This window comes from Azospirillum sp. A1-3 (assembly GCF_023806445.1).
Lineage (GTDB): Bacteria > Pseudomonadota > Alphaproteobacteria > Azospirillales > Azospirillaceae > Azospirillum.
The window spans coordinates 473,900-491,739 of record NZ_JAMSLU010000004.1 but is presented as its reverse complement, the minus strand read 5'-3'; the positions used below and the strand labels follow the sequence as shown (position 1 = coordinate 491,739).

Sequence of the window (17,840 nt, the reverse complement as noted above, 5' to 3'; positions counted from 1 at the left end):
CAGCATGTTCGAGAAGATCCTCATCGCCAACCGTGGCGAGATCGCCTGCCGCGTCATCCGCACGGCACGCCGCATGGGCATCAAGACCGTCGCGGTCTATTCCGACGCCGACAAGAACGCCCTGCATGTCGAGATGGCCGACGAGGCCGTCCATATCGGCGCCGCCCCGTCGGCGCAGAGCTATCTGCTGGTCGACCGCATCGTCGATGCCTGCAAGAAGACCGGCGCCCAGGCCGTCCATCCCGGCTATGGCTTCCTGTCGGAGAAGCGCGAGTTCCAGGAGGCTCTGGCCGCCGCCGGCATCGCCTTCATCGGTCCGGACGCCCACGCCATCCAGGCCATGGGCGACAAGATCGAGTCGAAGAAGCTGGCCAAGGCGGCCGGCGTCTCCACCGTCCCCGGCTATCTCGGCGTCATCGCCGACGACAGCGAGGCGGTGACCATCGCCCGCGACATCGGCTATCCGGTGATGATCAAGGCCTCGGCCGGCGGCGGCGGCAAGGGCATGCGCGTCGCCTGGAACGACGAGGAGGCGCGCGAGGGCTTCCGCTCGGCCCAGAACGAGGCGCGCTCCAGCTTCGCCGACGACCGTGTGTTCGTCGAGAAGTACATCCAGCAGCCGCGCCACATCGAAATCCAGGTTCTGGCCGACGGGCAGGGCACCTGCCTGTATCTGGGCGAGCGTGAATGCTCGATCCAGCGCCGCCACCAGAAGGTCATCGAAGAGGCGCCGTCGCCGTTCCTCGACGCCGCCACCCGCAAGGCGATGGGCGAGCAGGCGGTGGCCCTGGCCAACGCGGTGCAGTACAAGTCGGCCGGCACTGTCGAGTTCATCGTCGACGCCGAGCGCAACTTCTACTTCCTGGAGATGAACACCCGTCTTCAGGTCGAACACCCGGTCACCGAGCTGATCACCGGCCTCGACCTCGTCGAGCAGATGATCCGCGTCGCCTACGGCGAGAAGCTGTCGATCACCCAGGATGATGTGAAGCTGACCGGCTGGGCGGTCGAGGCGCGCGTCTATGCCGAGGATCCCTTCCGCAACTTCCTGCCCTCCACCGGCCGCCTGACCCATTACCAGCCGCCGGCCGCCGATCCGCATGTCCGCGTCGACACCGGCGTGTTCGAGGGCGGCGAGATCTCGATGTATTACGATCCGATGATCGCCAAGCTCTGCACCTGGGGATCGACGCGCGACGCGGCGATCGCCGGCATGCGCGAGGCGCTGGACCAGTATTACATCCGCGGCGTCAGCCACAACATCCCGTTCCTGGCCTCGCTGATGGCGAACCAGCGCTTCGTCGACGGGCGGCTGACCACCAACTTCATCGCCGAGGAATATCCGAACGGCTTCCACGCCTCCGACCTGCCGCCGGAAGACCCGGCGGTGCTGATCGCGGTGGCGGCGGTGATCCACCGCAGCCTGAACGACCGCGACATCCAGATCTCCGGCAAGCTGCCCGGCAGCAAGGTGACGGTGCGCGACGACTGGGTGGTGGTGCTGGACGGCACGCAGCATCCGGTGCATCTGCACCCGGCCGACGGCAGCCCGCAGCGCATCGGCTACGCCGTCGACATCGACGGCAAGCACCACACGGTGTGGAGCGACTGGCAGATCGGCGAGCCGCTGTTCCGCGGCACGGTGAACGGCGAGCATGTCTGCGTGCAGATCGACCGCGTCGGCGTCGGTTATCGCCTGCACCACAGCGGCTCGCAGGCGATCGTCAAGGTGCTGACCCCGAAGGCGGCCAAGCTGGACGCGCTGATGCCGGTCAAGGCGCCGCCGGACATGTCGAAGTTCCTGCTGTCGCCGATGCCGGGCCTGCTGGTGTCGCTGGCGGTGTCGGAAGGCCAGGAGGTCAAGGCCGGCGAGGTGCTGGCCGTGGTCGAGGCCATGAAGATGGAAAACATTCTGCGCGCCGCGCAGGACGGAACGGTCGCGAAAATCCACGCAGCCCCGGGCAGCAGCCTGGCGGTCGATCAGAAGATCGTGGAATTCGCGTAACCGTATAATAAGAAGAACAGTACCGAGAGGAAGCGTACCCCCTTGCCCCTCTTCCAATGGTCCATGGGACCGTTGGAAGGGGGTGCATCGGGAGGAAACGCACTGATACCCTACCAGCGCCATAAGAAGCCATCAGGAGGCGTCGATGACCGAGTTCCCGAAGAAGACCCTTGCCGATTGGGACAAGCTGGCGGCCAAGGATCTCGGCGCCGACGGCGACCTTTCCAAGCTGACCTGGAAGACTCCGGAAGGGCTGGACGTCAAGGCGCTCTACACCGCCGCCGACCTGGAAGGGATGGAGCTGGACACGCTGCCCGGCTTCCCGCCCTTCACCCGCGGCCCGCGCGCCACGATGTACGCGGTGAAGCCCTGGACCATCCGGCAATATGCCGGCTTCTCCACCGCGGAGGAGTCGAACGCCTTCTACAAGGCCAACCTCAAGGCCGGCCAGATGGGCCTGTCGGTGGCCTTCGACCTCGCCACCCACCGCGGCTATGACAGCGACCATCCGCGCGTCGTCGGCGACGTCGGCAAGGCCGGCGTGGCGATCGACAGCGTCGAGGACATGAAGGTTCTCTTCGCCGACATCCCGCTCGACAAGATGTCGGTGTCGATGACGATGAACGGCGCGGTGCTGCCGATCCTGGCCGGCTACATCGTCGCGGCGGAAGAGCAGGGCGTCAGCCAGGACAAGCTGAGCGGGACCATCCAGAACGACATCCTCAAGGAGTTCATGGTCCGCAACACCTACATCTACCCGCCCGAACCCTCGATGCGGATCATCGCCGACATCATCGAGTACACCTCCCAGCACATGCCGAAGTTCAACTCGATCTCGATCTCCGGCTATCACATGCAGGAGGCCGGGGCGACGGCGGTGCAGGAGCTGGCCTTCACCATCGCCGACGGCCTCGAATATGTCCGCGCCGCGATGTCCAAGGGGCTGCCGGTCGACAAGTTCGCGCCGCGCCTGTCCTTCTTCTTCTCCATCGGCATGAATTTCTTCATGGAGATCGCCAAGCTGCGCGCCGCGCGCCTGCTGTGGTCCTCCCTGATGCAGGAGAAGTTCCAGCCGAAGGATACGCGCTCGCTGGCGTTGCGCACCCACTGCCAGACCTCCGGTGTCTCGCTGACCGAGCAGGACCCCTACAACAACGTCATCCGCACCACCATCGAGGCGATGGCCGCGGTGCTGGGCGGCACCCAGTCGCTGCACACCAACGCCTTCGACGAGGCGCTGGGCCTGCCGACCAAATTCTCCGCCCGCATTGCCCGCAACACCCAGCTGATCATCGCCGAGGAAGCCGGTGTCACCAAGGTGGTCGACCCGCTCGGCGGCTCCTACTACATCGAGCATCTGACCCACAGCCTCGCCAACGCCGCGCTGGAGCTGATCGGCCGCGTCGAGGAGATGGGCGGCATGACCAAGGCGGTCGAGAGCGGCATGCCCAAGCTGCTGATCGAGGAGGCCGCCGCCCGCCGTCAGGCCGCCATCGACCGCGGCGAAGAGGTGATCGTCGGCGTCAACAAGTACCGGCCGGAGAATCCCGAGGGGGTGGACGTGCTGGACATCGACAACACTGCCGTCCGCGAGGCGCAGATCGCCCGCCTGAAGCAGATCCGCGCCAGCCGCGACGAGGCCAAGTGCCAGGAGGCTCTGGCAGCATTGACCAAGGCCGCCACCGAGAAGACCGGCAACCTGCTGGCCCTGTCGGTCGAGGCGACCCGCGCCCGCGCCACCGTCGGCGAAATCTCCGACGCGCTGGAAAAGGCCTTCACCCGCCATGTCGCCGTCATCCGCTCGGTGTCGGGCGTTTATGGTTCGGCCTATGAGGGCGACGAGGGCTTCAAGAAGATCCAGGAGGAAGTCGCGTCCTTCGCCGCCGACGAAGGTCGCCGGCCGCGCATCCTGGTGGTGAAGATGGGCCAGGACGGCCACGACCGTGGCGCCAAGGTGATCGCCACCAGCTTCGCCGACATCGGCTTCGACGTCGACATCGGCCCGCTGTTCCAGACCCCGGACGAGGCCGCGCGGCAGGCGGTGGAGAACGACGTCCACGTCATCGGCGTGTCGTCCCAGGCCGCCGGGCACAAGACGCTGGTGCCGCAACTGATCGAGGAACTGCGCAAGCAGGGTGCCGGCGACATCCTGGTGGTGTGCGGCGGCGTGATCCCGCCGCAGGACTACGACTTCCTCTACAAGGCGGGCGCTGCGGCGATCTACGGGCCGGGCACCAACATCCCGAAGGCGGCGTCCGACATCCTGGGCATCCTGCGCAAGCAGAAGGCGGCGGCTTGATGTCGTCCGAAGATCGGCATGGCTCCTCGGCTTCGGAGGCTTGCGCATACCGCAAGCGAGCGCGTATGACCGAAGCCGAGAAGCAACGCTGGACTGAGGAAAACCGTGAAGCCTTTAAGGCTTACGATGAGTTGGTCGATAAGTACGGCCTCTTCGGCGACGGTAAGCGCCTGTTCTAGTCCCCCTCTCCCCCCCGGGGAGAGGGTCGGGGTGAGGGGGAACCGTTTCGAGGATTCCTCAAGCATCGCGCAGTCCCTCACCCGGCTGCTGCGCAGCCACCCTCTCCCGCAAGCGGGCGAGGGTCCGCCCCCCTCACCCGGCCGGCGACGCCGGCCGACCTCTCCCCAGGGGGGAGAGGTGAGTTCGCGGCTCTCCGGCGAATGACCGTCACCGCCGAAACCGACCTCTACGCGCCTGTAAAGTCCTTCCTCGAAGCCCAGGGCTATGACGTGAAGGCGGAGATCCATGGCTGCGATCTCGTCGCCACGCGTGGCTCCGAGCCGCCGGTGATCGTCGAACTGAAGAAGCGTTTCACGCTCGACCTCGTGCTGCAGGGGGTGGACCGGCTGGCGATCAGCGACAGCGTCTATCTTGCCGTGCCGCAGCCGGGGCGCAAGGCCACCGGGCCGTCCCCCCTCGACAGCAACGTGAAGAAGCTCTGCCGCCGGCTGGGTCTCGGCCTGCTGATGGTCGATCCGGGGCTGGCGGAGGACTGCCGTGTCACCGTGCTGCTCGATCCCGTTCCCTATACTCCGCGCAAGGACAAGAAGCGCACCCACCGCCTGCTGGGGGAGCATGCCCGCCGGGTCGGCGATCCCAACCGGGGCGGGTCCACCCGCGTCGCCATCGTCACCGCCTATCGCCAGGACGCGCTGCGCATCGCCCGCCTGCTGCGCGACGGGCCGCTGACCGTCGCGGCGCTGCGGAAGGCGGGGGCGCCGAAGGATGTCGGGCCGATGCTGCTGCGCAACGTCTATGGCTGGTTCGAGCGGGTCGGGCGCGGCACCTACGCGCTGACCCCGGCCGGCGTGCAGGGGGTGGATGCGTTCGCCCACGCGCTGGCCGAGGGGTGACACCCCGCACCGCCAAGCCTATGATCGGTGCCGCAATTCCATGTTCACATCAGGCTGGAGCCCGCATTGTCGGACTACATCAGCAATCTCGTCGTCTTTTTCGTCGTCGTCGATCCGCCAGGGCTGGTGCCGCTGTTCATTGCGCTGACCCGCGGCTTCGACGACCGGCACAAGCGGATCATTGCGCTGCGCGGCAACGCCATCGCCTTCGTGGTGCTGGTCTTCTTCGCCTATTTCGGCAAGGTCGTGCTGCAGACGCTGTCGATCGAAATGCCGGCCTTCCGCATCGCCGGCGGCGCGCTGCTGTTCTGGATCGCCTTCGAAATGCTGTTCGCCAAGCGTTCCGAACGCAAGGAGCGCGCGACCGGCGAGGCGATGACCGACGAGGACGCACACGACATCGCCGTCTTCCCGCTGGCGGTGCCGCTGATCGCCGGGCCGGGCGCCATCACCTCCATCCTGCTGCTGATGGACCGTGTCGGCACCACGGTGGCGGGGCAGGTCAGCGTCCTGGGTGCGGCGGCGACGGTGATCGGCGGGGTGACACTGATCCTGCTGGGCGCCGACCGGGTCGGGCGGCTGCTGGGCCGCACGGTGATCCACACGGTCAGCCGGGTGCTGGGCATCGTGCTTGCCGCACTGGCCGCGCAGACGGTGATTTCCGGCATCACCGCAGTATATCCATCACATTGATTCGCCGCCCCACTGACCAAATCGTCCAAAGGGGCAGTGCGCGCAACAAAGCGCATCCTCGCTACCGCTTCCCGTAGTCCTGCTCAAGCCCGAAAGACTAGTCCCCTTTCCGGCCCAATCACTCACCCTACATGGGGTCTTGCCACAGCCGCGCCGGGTTCCGCCCGGCGCAAGGCTATCCACGCGCCCAAACAAAAGAGGCGGCGGCCATGGACCTCGATCCATTGATCCTGTCGCGAATTCAGTTCGCGTTCACGATCTCCTTCCACATCCTGTTCCCCAGCTTCACCGTGGGACTTGCCTGCTGGATTGCGCTGCTGGAAGCGCTGTGGGTGGGCACCGGCAAGGGCATCTACCGCAGCCTGTCGGAGTTCTGGACGCGGATCTTCGCGCTGTCCTTCGGGCTGGGCGTGGTGTCGGGCATCGTCATGTCCTATCAGTTCGGCACCAACTGGAGCCGCTGGTCCGACACGGTGGGCAACGTGCTGGGTCCGCTGATCCAGTACGAGGTCGTGACCGCCTTCTTCCTCGAGGCCGCTTTCCTCGGCATCCTGCTGTTCGGGCGCGACCGGGTGCCGCGCGGCATCCACCTGATGGCGGCCTGTCTGGTGGCGCTGGGCACGTTGCTGTCGTCCTTCTGGATCCTGTCGGCCAACAGCTGGATGCACACCCCGGCCGGCTTCGAGATCAGGGACGGCCGTTACTTCGTCACCGACTGGTGGCAGGTGGTGTTCAACCCGTCCTTCCCCTATCGCCTCGCCCATATGGTGACGGCGATGTTCCTGACCACCAGCTTCGTCGTCGCCGGCATCAGCGCCTTCTACCTGCTGAAGCGCCGGCATTTCGACCATGCGAAGCTGGGGCTCGGCATGGCGCTCGCCCTCATCACTGTCCTTGCGCCCTTGCAGATCTTCCTCGGCGACGAGCATGGGCTGAACACGCTGGAATACCAGCCGGCGAAGATCGCCGCGATGGAAGGCAATTGGGAAGGCGGCCCGCGCGCGCCGCTGGTGCTGTTCGCCATCCCCGACGTGGAGAAGGAAACCAACCATCTGGAGATCGGCATCCCCGCGCTGTCCAGCCTGATCCTGACCCACGACTTCAACGGCACGGTGCCCGGCCTGAAGCAGTTCCCGGCCGACGAGCGCCCCGATCCGCGCATCATCTTCTGGACCTTCCGCCTGATGGTCGGCATCGGCCTGTTGATGCTGACGGTCGCGGCGGTTCATCTGGTGCTGCGTTTCCGCGGCCGGCTGTACAACAGCGACTGGTTCTACCGCATTCTGGTCGGCTGCATGCCCATCGGCTTCGTCGCCATCCTGGCCGGCTGGTTCACCACCGAGATCGGGCGCCAGCCCTATGTGGTCTATGGCCATCTCAAAACGGCCGACGCAGTCACGCCGTCGCTGACGACGGAGGCCGCGCTGATCTCGCTGCTGTCCTTCGTCGTCGCCTACACCATCATCTACGGCGCCGGCACCTATTACCTGATCCGCCTGCTGCGCACCGGCCCGACGCACATCCACGATGCCCCCCAGCCGCCGGAGGCGCAGAGCCCGAAACGGCCGCTGTCGGCCACCGACCAGTCTCTCGAAGCGGCGGAGTAAGCCCGATGCAGGAAATTGCGGAAGGAAGCCTGCTGACCCTGATCTGGGTCGGGATCGTCGGCTTCGCGGTGTTTATGTATGTGCTGATGGACGGCTTCGACCTCGGCATCGGCATCCTTTATCCCTTCGCCCCGACGGAGGAGGACCGCGACACCATGATGAACACGGTGGCGCCGGTCTGGGACTTCAACGAGACCTGGCTGGTGCTGGGCGGGGCCGGGCTGTTCGCGGCCTTTCCCATCGCCTATGCCGTGGTTCTGCCGGCGATGTACCTGCCGCTGCTGGTCATGCTGATCGCGCTGATCTTCCGCGGCGTCGCCTTCGAGTTCCGCTTCAAGGCGCGTGCGGGGCGGCATTGGTGGAACCGCTCCTTCTTCCTCGGCTCGCTGCTGGCGACCTTCGCGCAGGGCGTCGTGCTGGGGTCCTTCATCCAGGGGATTCCGGTGTACGAGAGGCAGTTCGTCGGCGGCATGCTGCACTGGCTGTCGCCCTTCAGCCTGTTCTGCGGGGCGGCGCTGGTGGTGGGCTATGCGCTGCTTGGGGCGACATGGCTGATCTGGCGAACCATCGGGCCGTTGCAGGACTGGTGCTTCCGCATGGCGCGGCTGCTGATGCTGGTGGTTCTGGTCGGCGTGGCGGTGGTTAGCCTGTGGACGCCCTTCCTGCTGCCGCAGATCGCCGCGCGCTGGTTCTCCATGCCCAACCTGATCTTCCTGTCGCCGGTGCCCATCCTCACGGCGGTGCTGGCCGTCGCCCTGTGGCGGGCCATCGACAAAAGCCGGGACGTGGCACCCTTCGTGCTGTCGATGGCGCTGTTCGCCCTCTCCTATCTCGGCCTCGCCATCAGCCTGTGGCCGCACCTGATCCCGCCGGGCGTCACCGTGTGGGAGGCCGCGGCCCCGCCGGAAACGCAGGTGTTCCTGCTGGTCGGCATGGCCTTCCTGATCCCGGCGATCCTGGGCTACACCGCCTATTCCTACTGGATCTTCCGCGGAAAGGTGACGGGCGCCTTCGGTTACCATTGAGCGGACGGGGCGGCCCGGCCTAAAAGGGGCTCCGTCGTCAGGGAGGAGGGCTCGGCCATGGACATCGACATCAGCTTTGCGGAGGCCATGCTGCGCCGCGGCGCCGGCCTGCTGGAAGCGGAAGCGGGTGAAGCGGGCACCGATCCCTTCGCCGTGCTGGCCCGTCTGCTGGCCGCCGCGGCAGCGACCGATGCTCCGCTGGTGGTGCTGAGCGAGGGCGGCAGCCACCCCGCCCTGTTCGACGAGGCCAACCGCCGGGCGGGAGAGCCGCTGACCGCCCGCCTCGCCGGCCTTGCCGCCACCCGGCAGAGCGAACGCGCCACCATGTACGAGTTCGACGGCACCGGCCCGCTGACCGGCAACCGCATCGTCGCCGCCCTACTGCGGCCGGAGGAGCGGCCCGACCTGCTGCATGTCTACATCGCCGTCGGCCGCCTGCGCGGGGGCGAGGCGCAGATCACCGTGCCGCCCGCCCTGCTGCGCTTCGACGCCGCGGCGTTGGGCCAGACTCTGGGGCTGCTGGGCGAGGCGGTGTCGCGCAGCACGAACGCCGCCACCGCCGCACTGGCCCATGCCGCCGCCATCCTGCCGATGGAAGGCCATGAGGAAGGCGGCATGCCGGCGGCCCTGCTGGACCTCTACTGGCATGCGCTGACGCTGGCGTCGGTGCGCGCGGATGGTGGCCAGGATAGAGGGCTGGCGACGATGACGCCGGAGGGGAGTGCGTAAGGGTTCGGCTTCGAATGCCCCCTCCCTAACCCTCCCCCGCTTTGCGGGAGAGGGAACTCCGCCGCTTCGCGATAATACCACGTCACCGAGCGTCCTACCCCCTCTCCCGCGAAGCGGGGGAGGGATGGGGAGGGGGCTATTGCTGGCGCCTCTTTTGCAAATCGTTTGAAACTCTTTCCCGCGCTGCCGATCTGGTGACAGAGTCGACGTCGGTGAAATACTGCGTCACATCGTCACCAGTTCATCGGGAGCAGCCATGCGCCAGCGCCTCCGCTTCTATCTCGGCGACGAGCTTCGGGAGATCGACGCGGTCGATCCGACCCTGACGGTGCTCGACTGGCTGCGGCTGTCGGAACGGCGGGTCGGCACCAAGGAAGGCTGTGCCGAGGGCGATTGCGGCGCCTGCACCGTGGTGGTCGGCCGGCTGGACGGCGACACCCTGCGGTATGAGGCGGTGAACGCCTGCATCCGCTTCCTCGCCACGCTGGACGGCTGCCGGCTGCTGACGGTGGAGCATCTGAAGGGGCCGGACGGCGCGCTGCATCCGGTGCAGCAGGCGATGGTGGACTGCCACGGCTCGCAGTGCGGCTTCTGCACGCCGGGCTTCGTCATGTCGCTGCTGGCGCTCTACCTGAACGAGGAGCGGCCGGACGGGCAGCGCATCGACGACGCGCTGGCGGGGAATTTGTGCCGCTGCACCGGTTACGAGCCCATCGTCCGCGCCGCCCATGCGATGTACGGGATCGGTGACCGGGTTGCTGACCGCTTCGCCGACCGCGAAGCGATGGCGGAGAAGTTGAAGGCCCTGCGCGACGAGGAGATCCTCAGCGTCGGCGCTGGCGGGCGCCGCTTCCTGGCTCCCGCCACCGTGCCGCAGCTGGCGCAGCTTCTGCTCGACAATCCCGGCGCTACCATCGTGGCGGGGGCGACCGATGTCGGGCTGTGGGTGACCAAGTTCCAGCGCGTGCTGGCGACGGTGATCTACACCGGCCGGGTGCGCGCCCTGCGGCGGATCGAGGATCGCGGCGACGCACTGGTGATCGGCGCCGGCGTCACCTATAGCGACGCGGTGGAGCGGATCGCGGCGCTCTATCCCGATTTCGGCGAGCTGATCCGCCGCATCGGGGCGGAGCAGGTGCGCAACATGGGCACCATCGGCGGCAACATCGCCAACGGCTCCCCCATCGGCGACACGCCGCCGGCGCTGATCGCCTGCGGCGCCACCCTGCGGCTGCGGCGCGGCGACGAGACGCGCGAACTGCCACTGGAGGATTTCTTCATCGAATACGGCAAGCAGGACCGCCGCGAGGGCGAATTCGTCGAGGCGGTGATCCTGCCCAAGCGGGAGGCGGGGATGCGCTTCCGTGCCTACAAGATCGCCAAGCGCTTCGACCAGGACATCTCCGCCGTCTGCGGCGCCTTCCGCCTGACGCTGGACGGCGAGGGGCGGGTCGCCGACATCCGCATCGCTTTCGGCGGCATGGCCGGCACCCCGAAACGCGCCGGCGGGGCGGAAGCGGTGCTGCTGGGCCGCCATTGGACCGAGGACTGCGTTCGCCAAGGCATGGAGGCGCTGGCGGACGATTACGCGCCGCTGTCGGACTGGCGGGCCAGCGCGGCCTATCGCTCCGCCGTGGCCGCGAATTTGCTGATGAAGCTGTATGTCGAGACCAGCGACCCGGCGGCGGAAACCCGTCTGGTCGGCGACCGGAGGCTAGCCCATGCCTGATTCAATGGCGCCTGACGTCACGACGCCCATCGCTCCCATCACCGCTCCGGACCGCATCGAGGGCGCCGTCCACGACCCGCGCCGGCACGAGAGCGCGCACAAGCATGTCAGCGGCGAGGCCGTCTATGTCGACGACATCGCCGAGCCGGCCGGGCTGCTGCACGTCTATCTGGGGCTCAGCGGCCGGGCGCATGCGCGCATCCGTTCCATCGACCTGTCGCCGGTCAGGCAGGCTCCGGGCGTGGTGGCGATCTTCACCGCCGACGACGTGCCGGGGGTGAACGACATCGGCTGCATGGGCAAGCATGACGAGCCGCTGTTCGCCTCGACGCTGGTCGAGCATGTCGGCCAGCCGATCTTCGCCGTCGCCGCCGAAACCCGCGATCAGGCCCGCCGCGCCGCCAGGCTGGCGGTGGTCGAGTACGAGGATCTGCCCGCCGTCCTGACCATCGCCGCCGCCCGCGATGGCGAGCGCACTCTGGTCACCGCGCCGATGACGCTGCGGGTCGGCGACGCCGATGCGGCGCTGGCCGTGGCCGCGCATCGTGTGGAGGGCAGGCTCGCCATCGGCGGGCAGGAGCATTTCTATTTGGAAAGCCAGATCGCCATGGCGGTGCCGGGCGAGGACCAGGAGGTGCTGATCCACGTCTCCACCCAGCACCCGACGGAGGTGCAGCACATCGTCGCCCATGTTCTGGACCTGCCCAGCGCCGCGGTGACGGTGGAGGTGCGGCGGATGGGCGGCGGCTTCGGCGGCAAGGAGACGCAGTCCAACCTGTTCGCCGCCTGCACCGCGCTGGTCGCCAAGCGCACCGGCCGCGCCGCCAAGCTGCGTCCCGACCGCGACGACGATTTCCAGATCACCGGAAAGCGCCATGATTTCGAGATCGACTATCGCGTCGGCTTCGACGACAGCGGGCTGATCCAGGGCGTCGACATGCTGTTCGCGGCCAAGGCCGGCTATGCCGCCGACCTGTCCGGCCCGGTGACCGACCGCGCGCTGTTCCATGCCGACAACGGCTATTTCTATCCGGCGGCGCGGTTGGAGTCGCTGCCGCTGAAGACCAACACGGTGTCCAACACCGCTTTCCGCGGCTTCGGCGGTCCGCAGGGCATGGTCGCGGCGGAGCGGGTGATCGACGAGATCGCCTTCGCGCTGGGCAAGGACCCGCTGGAAATCCGCAAGCGGAACTTCTACGGCACCGATGACCGCAACCTGACGCCCTATCACCAGACCGTCACCGACAACATCCTGCCGGAGTTGATCGCGCAGCTTGAGGATAGCTGTGGTTACTGGACACGGCGGGAGGAAATCCGCGCCTTCAATGCCAAGAGCCGCATCCTGCGCAAGGGGCTGGCGCTGACGCCGGTGAAGTTCGGCATCTCCTTCACCGCCAGCCACTACAACCAGGCCGGCGCGCTGGTCCATGTCTATACCGACGGCAGCATCCAGCTGAACCATGGCGGAATCGAGATGGGGCAGGGGCTCTACACCAAGGTCGCCCAGGTGGTGGCGGAGGAGTTCCAGGTCGATATCGCCACCATCCGTCCGACCGCCACCAACACCGGCAAGGTGCCCAACACCTCGGCCACCGCCGCGTCTTCGGGCTCCGACCTGAACGGCAAGGCGGCGCAGGCGGCGGCCCGCACCATCAGGGAGCGGCTGGTCGCCTTCGCGGCGGAGAACTGGGGTGTGGCGCCCGATGCGGTGCGGTTCGAGCGCAACCGGGTGGTGGTCGGCGACCGCGACATGAGCTTCGCCGATCTGGTGCGCGCCGCCTATATGGCGCGGGTGCAGCTGTCGGCCACCGGCTTCTACAAGACGCCGAAGATCCATTGGGACCGCGCGGCCGGACGTGGCACGCCCTTCTATTATTTCGCTTATGGCGCGGCCTGCGCCGAGGTGACGGTGGACACGCTGACCGGCGAGTATGTGGTCGACCGGGTGGGCATCCTGCACGACTGCGGCCGGTCGCTGAACCCGGCCATCGACCGGGGGCAGATCGAAGGCGGCTTCGTCCAGGGCATGGGTTGGCTGACCATGGAGGAGCTGTGGTGGGACGCGCAGGGCCGCCTGCGCACCCACGCGCCCAGCACCTACAAGATCCCGGCCTGCTCCGACCGTCCGCGCATCTTCAACGTGGCACTGCTGGAGAATGCGCCGAACCGCGAGGACACCATCTTCCGCTCCAAGGCGGTGGGCGAACCGCCCTTCATGCTGGGAATGTCGGTGTTCCACGCCCTGTCCGACGCGGTGGCGAGCGTGGCCGGGCACCGCATCTGCCCAAGGCTGGACGCGCCGGCGACGCCGGAGCGGGTGCTGAGCTGTATCTCGGCGTTGCGGGAGCGAATGGCTGCAGGCGGTGAATGCTCCCTCCCTAACCCTCCCCCGCCATTGGCGGTGGAGGGGACTGCCGCCGCTTCGCAAAAGGCCCCCTCTCCCGCTGAAAGCGGGGGAGGGTCGGGGAGGGGGCAAGGCGCTTCGCCACTCCCACCTGAACTGGTATGACAGCCCTCTCCACCACCCTCTCCGACTGGCTGTCCCAGAGCGCCCCCGCCATCCTCGTCACCGTCGCCGAGGCGCGCGGCTCCACCCCGCGGGAGGAAGGGGCCGGCATGCTTGTGGGACGGGAATCCTGCGCCGGCACCGTCGGCGGCGGCCGCCTGGAATGGACCGCCATCGCCACCGCGCGGCGGATGCTGGAGGACGGCACCGCCGCCGAGACGCTCGACCTGCCGCTGGGCCCGGCGACCGGCCAGTGCTGCGGCGGCCATGTCGTGCTGCGTCTGGAGTGGGCCGATGCCGGCACTCTCGCCGCTTTGCGGGAGCGGGAGCGCCTGGCGCTGGCGGCACGTCCGACCCTGCTGCTGTTCGGTGCCGGTCATGTCGGCCGTGCGATGGCGAGCGCCTTCGCTCCGCTGCCGCTGCGCCTGCTGTGGATCGACGGCCGGGCGCAGGAGTTTCCCGAAACGATCCTTGCCGGGGTGGAGCGCATCCTGACCGACAGCCCGCTCGACCCGCTGACGAGCGCGCCGGCCGGCGCGGGCTATCTGGTGCTGACCCACAGCCATGCGCTGGATTTCGAGATCACCGAGGCGGCCTTGCGCCGGGGCGATGCGGCCTATGTCGGCATGATCGGTTCGGCGACGAAACGCGCGAAGTTCGAACGCTGGTTCCGGGCGCGGGGGCGGGAGGTCAATGTATTGGAGGGGCTGACCTGTCCCATCGGTGCCGCGCTGACCGGCGACAAGCGGCCGGAGGTGATCGCGGCGCTGGCGGCGGCGGAACTGCTGGTGGCGTTGGCGCGTCCTCTCACCCCATCGCCTCGGCCCCCGACACCAGTTCGATCAGTTCATTCGTGACCTGTTCCTGGCGCAGGTGGCGGGCCGTTGCGGTCAGCTCGTCCAGCGTGGTTTCGATGTTGTGGCGGGCGGTCATCATGGTGGTGAGGCGGGCGGCATTCTCCGCGGCGAAGCTCTCCATCGCGGCGTCGGCCAGCAGGGCGAAGACATACTCGTCCACCAGCCGGGCGATCAGCTCGCGCGGCGGCATGTTGATCAGCGGCGGCACCGGCCGGGCACCGTCCCGCGGCAGGCCGAGCGGCAGCAGCGGCCGGCGCACCAGCTCCGGCGGCGCCCCGGCGTTGGTGCGGCCGTAGAGCAGCTCCACCCGGCCCAGCCGCCCGTCCGCCGCCGCGCGATAGAGCGCGTCGGCGATGCGCCGGGCGGTGGCGGTGACGGCATCGGTGTTGGTCGCCATCGCCGCGCACCAGGCGGGCGGACGGCCGCGTTCGTCCAGCAGGGCCGCGCCGCGCTGGCCCACCACCCACAACGCACAGCCGGGCGGGGCGGCGAGCGCCGCCTCGACCAGCCGTTCGGCGAAGGCGCCGACGAAGCCATGTTCCGGCGCGAACAGCACGAGCGCGGAATGGCCGCGTCCGTTCGCCGGCCACTGCATCGGGGCGTCGTCCAGCAGAGTGGCCGCCTGGGCCAGCGCCCCGGCGATCACCTCGGCATAGGCGCGGGTGCCGGCGAGCGTGCCGAGCGCCTGCTGCAGCCGCATGGCGGCGAGCGAGCGCATGACATCGGTCACCGCCCCCAAATCCTGCACGCTGGCCCGCCGCGCTTCGACCTCCGTCAGCCGTTCCGTCATGGCGTGGCTCCGCCAAGGCCGACGACCGCTTGCGCGATCAGGTCGCGCAATGCCGTCTTGGTGGCGTCGTCCAGCGTCTCGCCGATCTTCGGCGGGCGGGCGGCGGCCAGGGTGGCGAGTGCCGCCTGGAAGCGCGGGATCGCCTCCAGGGCCAAGCCGTCCAGCGTGCCGTCGGCCAGCGCCAGCAACTGCGCCGCCTGGACCGCCAGCGGGCGGGGCGACAGGTGGCGCTGGGCCAACAGGGCCCGCATGCGCTGGCCGTGCGCCACCGCCTTGCGCGTCCGCTCGTCCACCAGTCCGCCGAAGCGGGTGAAGACCTCCAACTCCAGGAACTGGGCGTAGTCGAGCCGCAGCGGTTCGGCGAGATTGCGCAGCACCGGCGGCTGGGCCTTGCCGCCGACGCGCGACACGCTGCGGCCGATGTCCACCGCCGGCTTCTGTCCCTCGTAGAACAGCTTGGCGTCCAGGCAGACCTGCCCGTCGGTGATGGAGATCAGGTTGGTCGGAATGTAGGCCGACAGGTTGCCGCTCTGGGTTTCGGCGATCGGCAAGGCGGTCAGCGAGCCGCCGCCCTTGGCGGCCGTCAGCTTGGCCGCGCGTTCCAGCAGGCGGCTGTGCAGGTAGAAGACATCGCCGGGATAGGCCTCCCGCCCCGGCGGGCGGCGCAGCAGGAGGGAGATCTGGCGGTGGACCGCCGCATGCTTCGACAGATCGTCCACGATGACCAGGGCGTGCCGGCCGCTGTCGCGGAAATGCTCGGCCATGGTGAAGCCGGCATAGGGCGCCAGCCATTGCAGGCCGGGGGCGGAATCGGCAGCGGCGATGACGAACAGCGTGCGCGCCGCCGCACCGCCCTGGCGCACCGCCTCGATCGCCGCGCGCACGCCCGACGCCTTCTGACCGACGGCGACATAGATGCAGAAAACGTCGCCGTCGGTCTGGTTGAGGATGGCGTCAACCGCGATGGCCGTCTTGCCGGTGGCGCGGTCGCCGATCAGCAACTCGCGCTGGCCGCGCCCGAGCGGGAACATGGCGTCGATGACCACGGTGCCGGTCAGCAGCGGTTCGGACACCGCCGCGCGCTCCGCAATGGTCGGAGCGGGACGCTCCACCGGCTCCCACCCTTCGGCCTCCACCGGCGGGCCGTCGTCCAGCGGATTGCCGAGCGGGTCGACCACCCGCCCCATCAGCGTGTCGCCGACCGGCACGCGCAGCACGGTCCCGGTGCCGTGGACGGTGCCGCCGGCCGTCACCTTCGCGGCGTCGCCCAGCAGGACGCAGCCGATCTGCTCGTCCAGATCCATGGCCAGCCCGGCGACGCCGCCGGGGAACAGCAGAAGCTCGTCCACCCGGACGTCGGGCAGCCCGGAGACATGGGCGATGCCGTCGCCGACCGACTCCACCCGCCCGACCGATTCCAGCCGCGCAGCCGTGTCCAGCCCGTCCAGCCGGCGCAGCGCGCCCGGCATCCAGGCGTCGAGCGCATCCTCAAGCGAGGGCGTCGGCATCGCTTCTTGCGGAGTCATGACGGGTCATCTCCTCCCTCGCCTCGGCCAGCGTCTGTTTCCAACTGCGGCGGACGACGCTGTGGGCAAAATGCAGTTCCACCCCGGCGATCAGCGACGGGTCCTCGACCTGCTCCAAGGCCACCGGTCGGCCGAACGCCGCCGCCAGCCGGTCGCGCGTCCGGGCGGCGTCCTCCGTCGGCAGCAATCCGGCGACGGCAAGGCGCACCGGCACCGGATCGATGCCGTCAACCAGTGCATGGCGTTGGGGGGCGCTTAGAGCCTCCACCGCGGCGCAGGCCTCCTCCAGCAGCGGGCGGGTCAGGGTCCCGGACGGGGCGTCGCGCAGCAGCCGGGTCGCCAGTTGGGTGCCGAGATCGGCGGCATGGCGCTGCAGCGCGTCCAAAGCCTGCGCCCGCTCGTCGGCCAGCCGGCTGCGGGCCTCCTCCAGCGCGTGGTCGGCCTCGGTCCGCGCCTTCTCCAGCAGGGCGGCGCGTTCGGCCTCCGCTTCGACACGGGCGGCGGCGATCAGGCGGTCGCGTTCGGCGGGCAGGGCGGTGCGCTGCGCCTCCAGGGTCTGGCGTGCCGCTTCGGCGGCTTGGCGCGCCGCCTCGGCCTCGGTGCGAACCCGCTCGGTGGCGGCCTGCCGCTCGGCGATCACCGCCAGGATCGGGCGGTAGAGGAAGCGGCGCAGCAGCCAGACAAGGATCAGGAAATTGACCGCCTGGAGCAGAAGCGTCCAACCGTCGATGTGCATGACGGACCTCGGTATTGCGGCACTCAGGCGAACGGGTTGGCGAACAGCAGAAGCAGCGCCACGACGAGGCAGTAGATCGCCATGGTCTCAATCATCGCCAGACCGACGAACAGGGTGCGCGACAGGGTGTTGGCGGCTTCCGGCTGGCGGGCGATGGCCTCCATCGCGGCGGCGACGGCGCGGCCCTCCGCCAATGCCGGACCGATGGCGCCGACCGACACCGCCAGTGCGGCGCCCAGGATGCTGATGGCATGGACGTCCATGG

The 17,840-nt window shown here is 68.6% G+C and carries 15 protein-coding genes; 11 read left to right on the top strand and 4 right to left on the bottom strand.

The window, feature by feature from the left end:
* Positions 1-4: 4 nt before the first annotated feature.
* From M5E06_RS23580 to xdhC, 11 genes are all read left to right on the top strand, one after another.
* Positions 5-2,005, top strand: coding sequence for an acetyl-CoA carboxylase biotin carboxylase subunit (locus M5E06_RS23580; protein WP_252140273.1), 2,001 nt, complete (start codon positions 5-7; stop codon positions 2,003-2,005).
* A gap of 145 nt (positions 2,006-2,150) precedes the next feature.
* Entirely contained in the window at positions 2,151-4,304 is a 2,154-nt protein-coding gene (gene scpA, locus M5E06_RS23575) for a methylmalonyl-CoA mutase (RefSeq protein WP_252140272.1), read from the top strand.
* Entirely contained in the window at positions 4,304-4,483 is a 180-nt protein-coding gene (locus tag M5E06_RS35665) for a type II toxin-antitoxin system CcdA family antitoxin (protein WP_286208936.1), read from the top strand. The genes scpA and M5E06_RS35665 overlap by 1 nt, the downstream gene beginning before the upstream one ends.
* 201 nt (positions 4,484-4,684) lie before the next feature.
* Entirely contained in the window at positions 4,685-5,377 is a 693-nt protein-coding gene (locus M5E06_RS23565) for a DUF2161 domain-containing phosphodiesterase (RefSeq protein ID WP_252140271.1), read from the top strand.
* 66 nt (positions 5,378-5,443) lie between these two features.
* Positions 5,444-6,070: a MarC family protein gene (locus tag M5E06_RS23560; RefSeq protein WP_252140270.1), complete on the top strand. Its 627-nt coding sequence runs from the start codon at positions 5,444-5,446 to the stop codon at positions 6,068-6,070.
* A 209-nt stretch (positions 6,071-6,279) separates the two neighbouring features.
* Positions 6,280-7,677: a cytochrome ubiquinol oxidase subunit I gene (locus tag M5E06_RS23555; RefSeq protein ID WP_252140269.1), complete on the top strand. Its 1,398-nt coding sequence runs from the start codon at positions 6,280-6,282 to the stop codon at positions 7,675-7,677.
* Positions 7,678-7,682: 5 nt separating this feature from the next.
* The gene (gene cydB, locus M5E06_RS23550) at positions 7,683-8,702 is read left to right on the top strand and encodes a cytochrome d ubiquinol oxidase subunit II (protein WP_252140268.1); all 1,020 of its coding nucleotides are present in this window, start codon (positions 7,683-7,685) and stop codon (positions 8,700-8,702) included.
* Positions 8,703-8,759: 57 nt separating this feature from the next.
* Positions 8,760-9,431: a hypothetical protein gene (locus M5E06_RS23545; RefSeq protein WP_252140267.1), complete on the top strand. Its 672-nt coding sequence runs from the start codon at positions 8,760-8,762 to the stop codon at positions 9,429-9,431.
* Between the two features lie 256 nt (positions 9,432-9,687).
* Complete coding sequence (gene xdhA, locus M5E06_RS23540) at positions 9,688-11,160, top strand: xanthine dehydrogenase small subunit (protein ID WP_252140266.1); 1,473 nt, start codon at positions 9,688-9,690, stop codon at positions 11,158-11,160.
* The gene (xdhB, locus tag M5E06_RS23535; protein WP_252140265.1) at positions 11,153-13,669 is read left to right on the top strand and encodes a xanthine dehydrogenase molybdopterin binding subunit; all 2,517 of its coding nucleotides are present in this window, start codon (positions 11,153-11,155) and stop codon (positions 13,667-13,669) included. The genes xdhA and xdhB overlap by 8 nt, the downstream gene beginning before the upstream one ends.
* The gene (gene xdhC, locus M5E06_RS23530; RefSeq protein ID WP_252140264.1) at positions 13,666-14,523 is read left to right on the top strand and encodes a xanthine dehydrogenase accessory protein XdhC; all 858 of its coding nucleotides are present in this window, start codon (positions 13,666-13,668) and stop codon (positions 14,521-14,523) included. Before xdhB ends, xdhC begins: the two co-directional genes overlap by 4 nt.
* Here the strand turns inward: xdhC and M5E06_RS23525 are convergent.
* The 4 genes from M5E06_RS23525 to M5E06_RS23510 are packed head-to-tail and all read right to left on the bottom strand — an operon-like array spanning position 14,474 to position 17,838.
* The gene (locus tag M5E06_RS23525; protein ID WP_252140263.1) at positions 14,474-15,313 is read right to left on the bottom strand and encodes a F0F1 ATP synthase subunit gamma; all 840 of its coding nucleotides are present in this window, start codon (positions 15,311-15,313) and stop codon (positions 14,474-14,476) included. The genes xdhC and M5E06_RS23525 overlap by 50 nt on opposite strands.
* Positions 15,310-16,839 carry a F0F1 ATP synthase subunit alpha gene (locus M5E06_RS23520; protein ID WP_252140262.1) on the bottom strand — a complete coding sequence of 510 codons (1,530 nt, stop codon included), beginning with the start codon at positions 16,837-16,839 and terminating at the stop codon, positions 15,310-15,312. The genes M5E06_RS23525 and M5E06_RS23520 overlap by 4 nt, the downstream gene beginning before the upstream one ends.
* The gene (locus M5E06_RS23515; protein WP_252140261.1) at positions 16,802-17,575 is read right to left on the bottom strand and encodes a F0F1 ATP synthase subunit B family protein; all 774 of its coding nucleotides are present in this window, start codon (positions 17,573-17,575) and stop codon (positions 16,802-16,804) included. The genes M5E06_RS23520 and M5E06_RS23515 overlap by 38 nt, the downstream gene beginning before the upstream one ends.
* 23 nt (positions 17,576-17,598) lie before the next feature.
* Entirely contained in the window at positions 17,599-17,838 is a 240-nt protein-coding gene (locus M5E06_RS23510) for a F0F1 ATP synthase subunit C (RefSeq protein ID WP_012977203.1), read from the bottom strand.
* Positions 17,839-17,840 lie beyond the last annotated feature (2 nt).

What these genes read in the sequence shown, in the direction of transcription:
- M5E06_RS23580 (WP_252140273.1), top strand. Translation starts at nt 5, where the DNA reads ATGTTCGAGAAGATCCTCATCGCCAACCGTGGCGAGATCGCCTGCCGC.
- scpA (WP_252140272.1), top strand. Translation starts at nt 2,151, where the DNA reads ATGACCGAGTTCCCGAAGAAGACCCTTGCCGATTGGGACAAGCTGGCG.
- M5E06_RS35665 (WP_286208936.1), top strand. Translation starts at nt 4,304, where the DNA reads ATGTCGTCCGAAGATCGGCATGGCTCCTCGGCTTCGGAGGCTTGCGCA.
- M5E06_RS23565 (WP_252140271.1), top strand. Translation starts at nt 4,685, where the DNA reads ATGACCGTCACCGCCGAAACCGACCTCTACGCGCCTGTAAAGTCCTTC.
- M5E06_RS23555 (WP_252140269.1), top strand. Translation starts at nt 6,280, where the DNA reads ATGGACCTCGATCCATTGATCCTGTCGCGAATTCAGTTCGCGTTCACG.
- cydB (WP_252140268.1), top strand. Translation starts at nt 7,683, where the DNA reads ATGCAGGAAATTGCGGAAGGAAGCCTGCTGACCCTGATCTGGGTCGGG.
- M5E06_RS23545 (WP_252140267.1), top strand. Translation starts at nt 8,760, where the DNA reads ATGGACATCGACATCAGCTTTGCGGAGGCCATGCTGCGCCGCGGCGCC.
- xdhA (WP_252140266.1), top strand. Translation starts at nt 9,688, where the DNA reads ATGCGCCAGCGCCTCCGCTTCTATCTCGGCGACGAGCTTCGGGAGATC.
- xdhB (WP_252140265.1), top strand. Translation starts at nt 11,153, where the DNA reads ATGCCTGATTCAATGGCGCCTGACGTCACGACGCCCATCGCTCCCATC.
- xdhC (WP_252140264.1), top strand. Translation starts at nt 13,666, where the DNA reads ATGACAGCCCTCTCCACCACCCTCTCCGACTGGCTGTCCCAGAGCGCC.
- M5E06_RS23525 (WP_252140263.1), bottom strand. Translation starts at nt 15,313, where the DNA reads ATGACGGAACGGCTGACGGAGGTCGAAGCGCGGCGGGCCAGCGTGCAG.
- M5E06_RS23520 (WP_252140262.1), bottom strand. Translation starts at nt 16,839, where the DNA reads ATGACTCCGCAAGAAGCGATGCCGACGCCCTCGCTTGAGGATGCGCTC.
- M5E06_RS23515 (WP_252140261.1), bottom strand. Translation starts at nt 17,575, where the DNA reads ATGCACATCGACGGTTGGACGCTTCTGCTCCAGGCGGTCAATTTCCTG.
- M5E06_RS23510 (WP_012977203.1), bottom strand. Translation starts at nt 17,838, where the DNA reads ATGGACGTCCATGCCATCAGCATCCTGGGCGCCGCACTGGCGGTGTCG.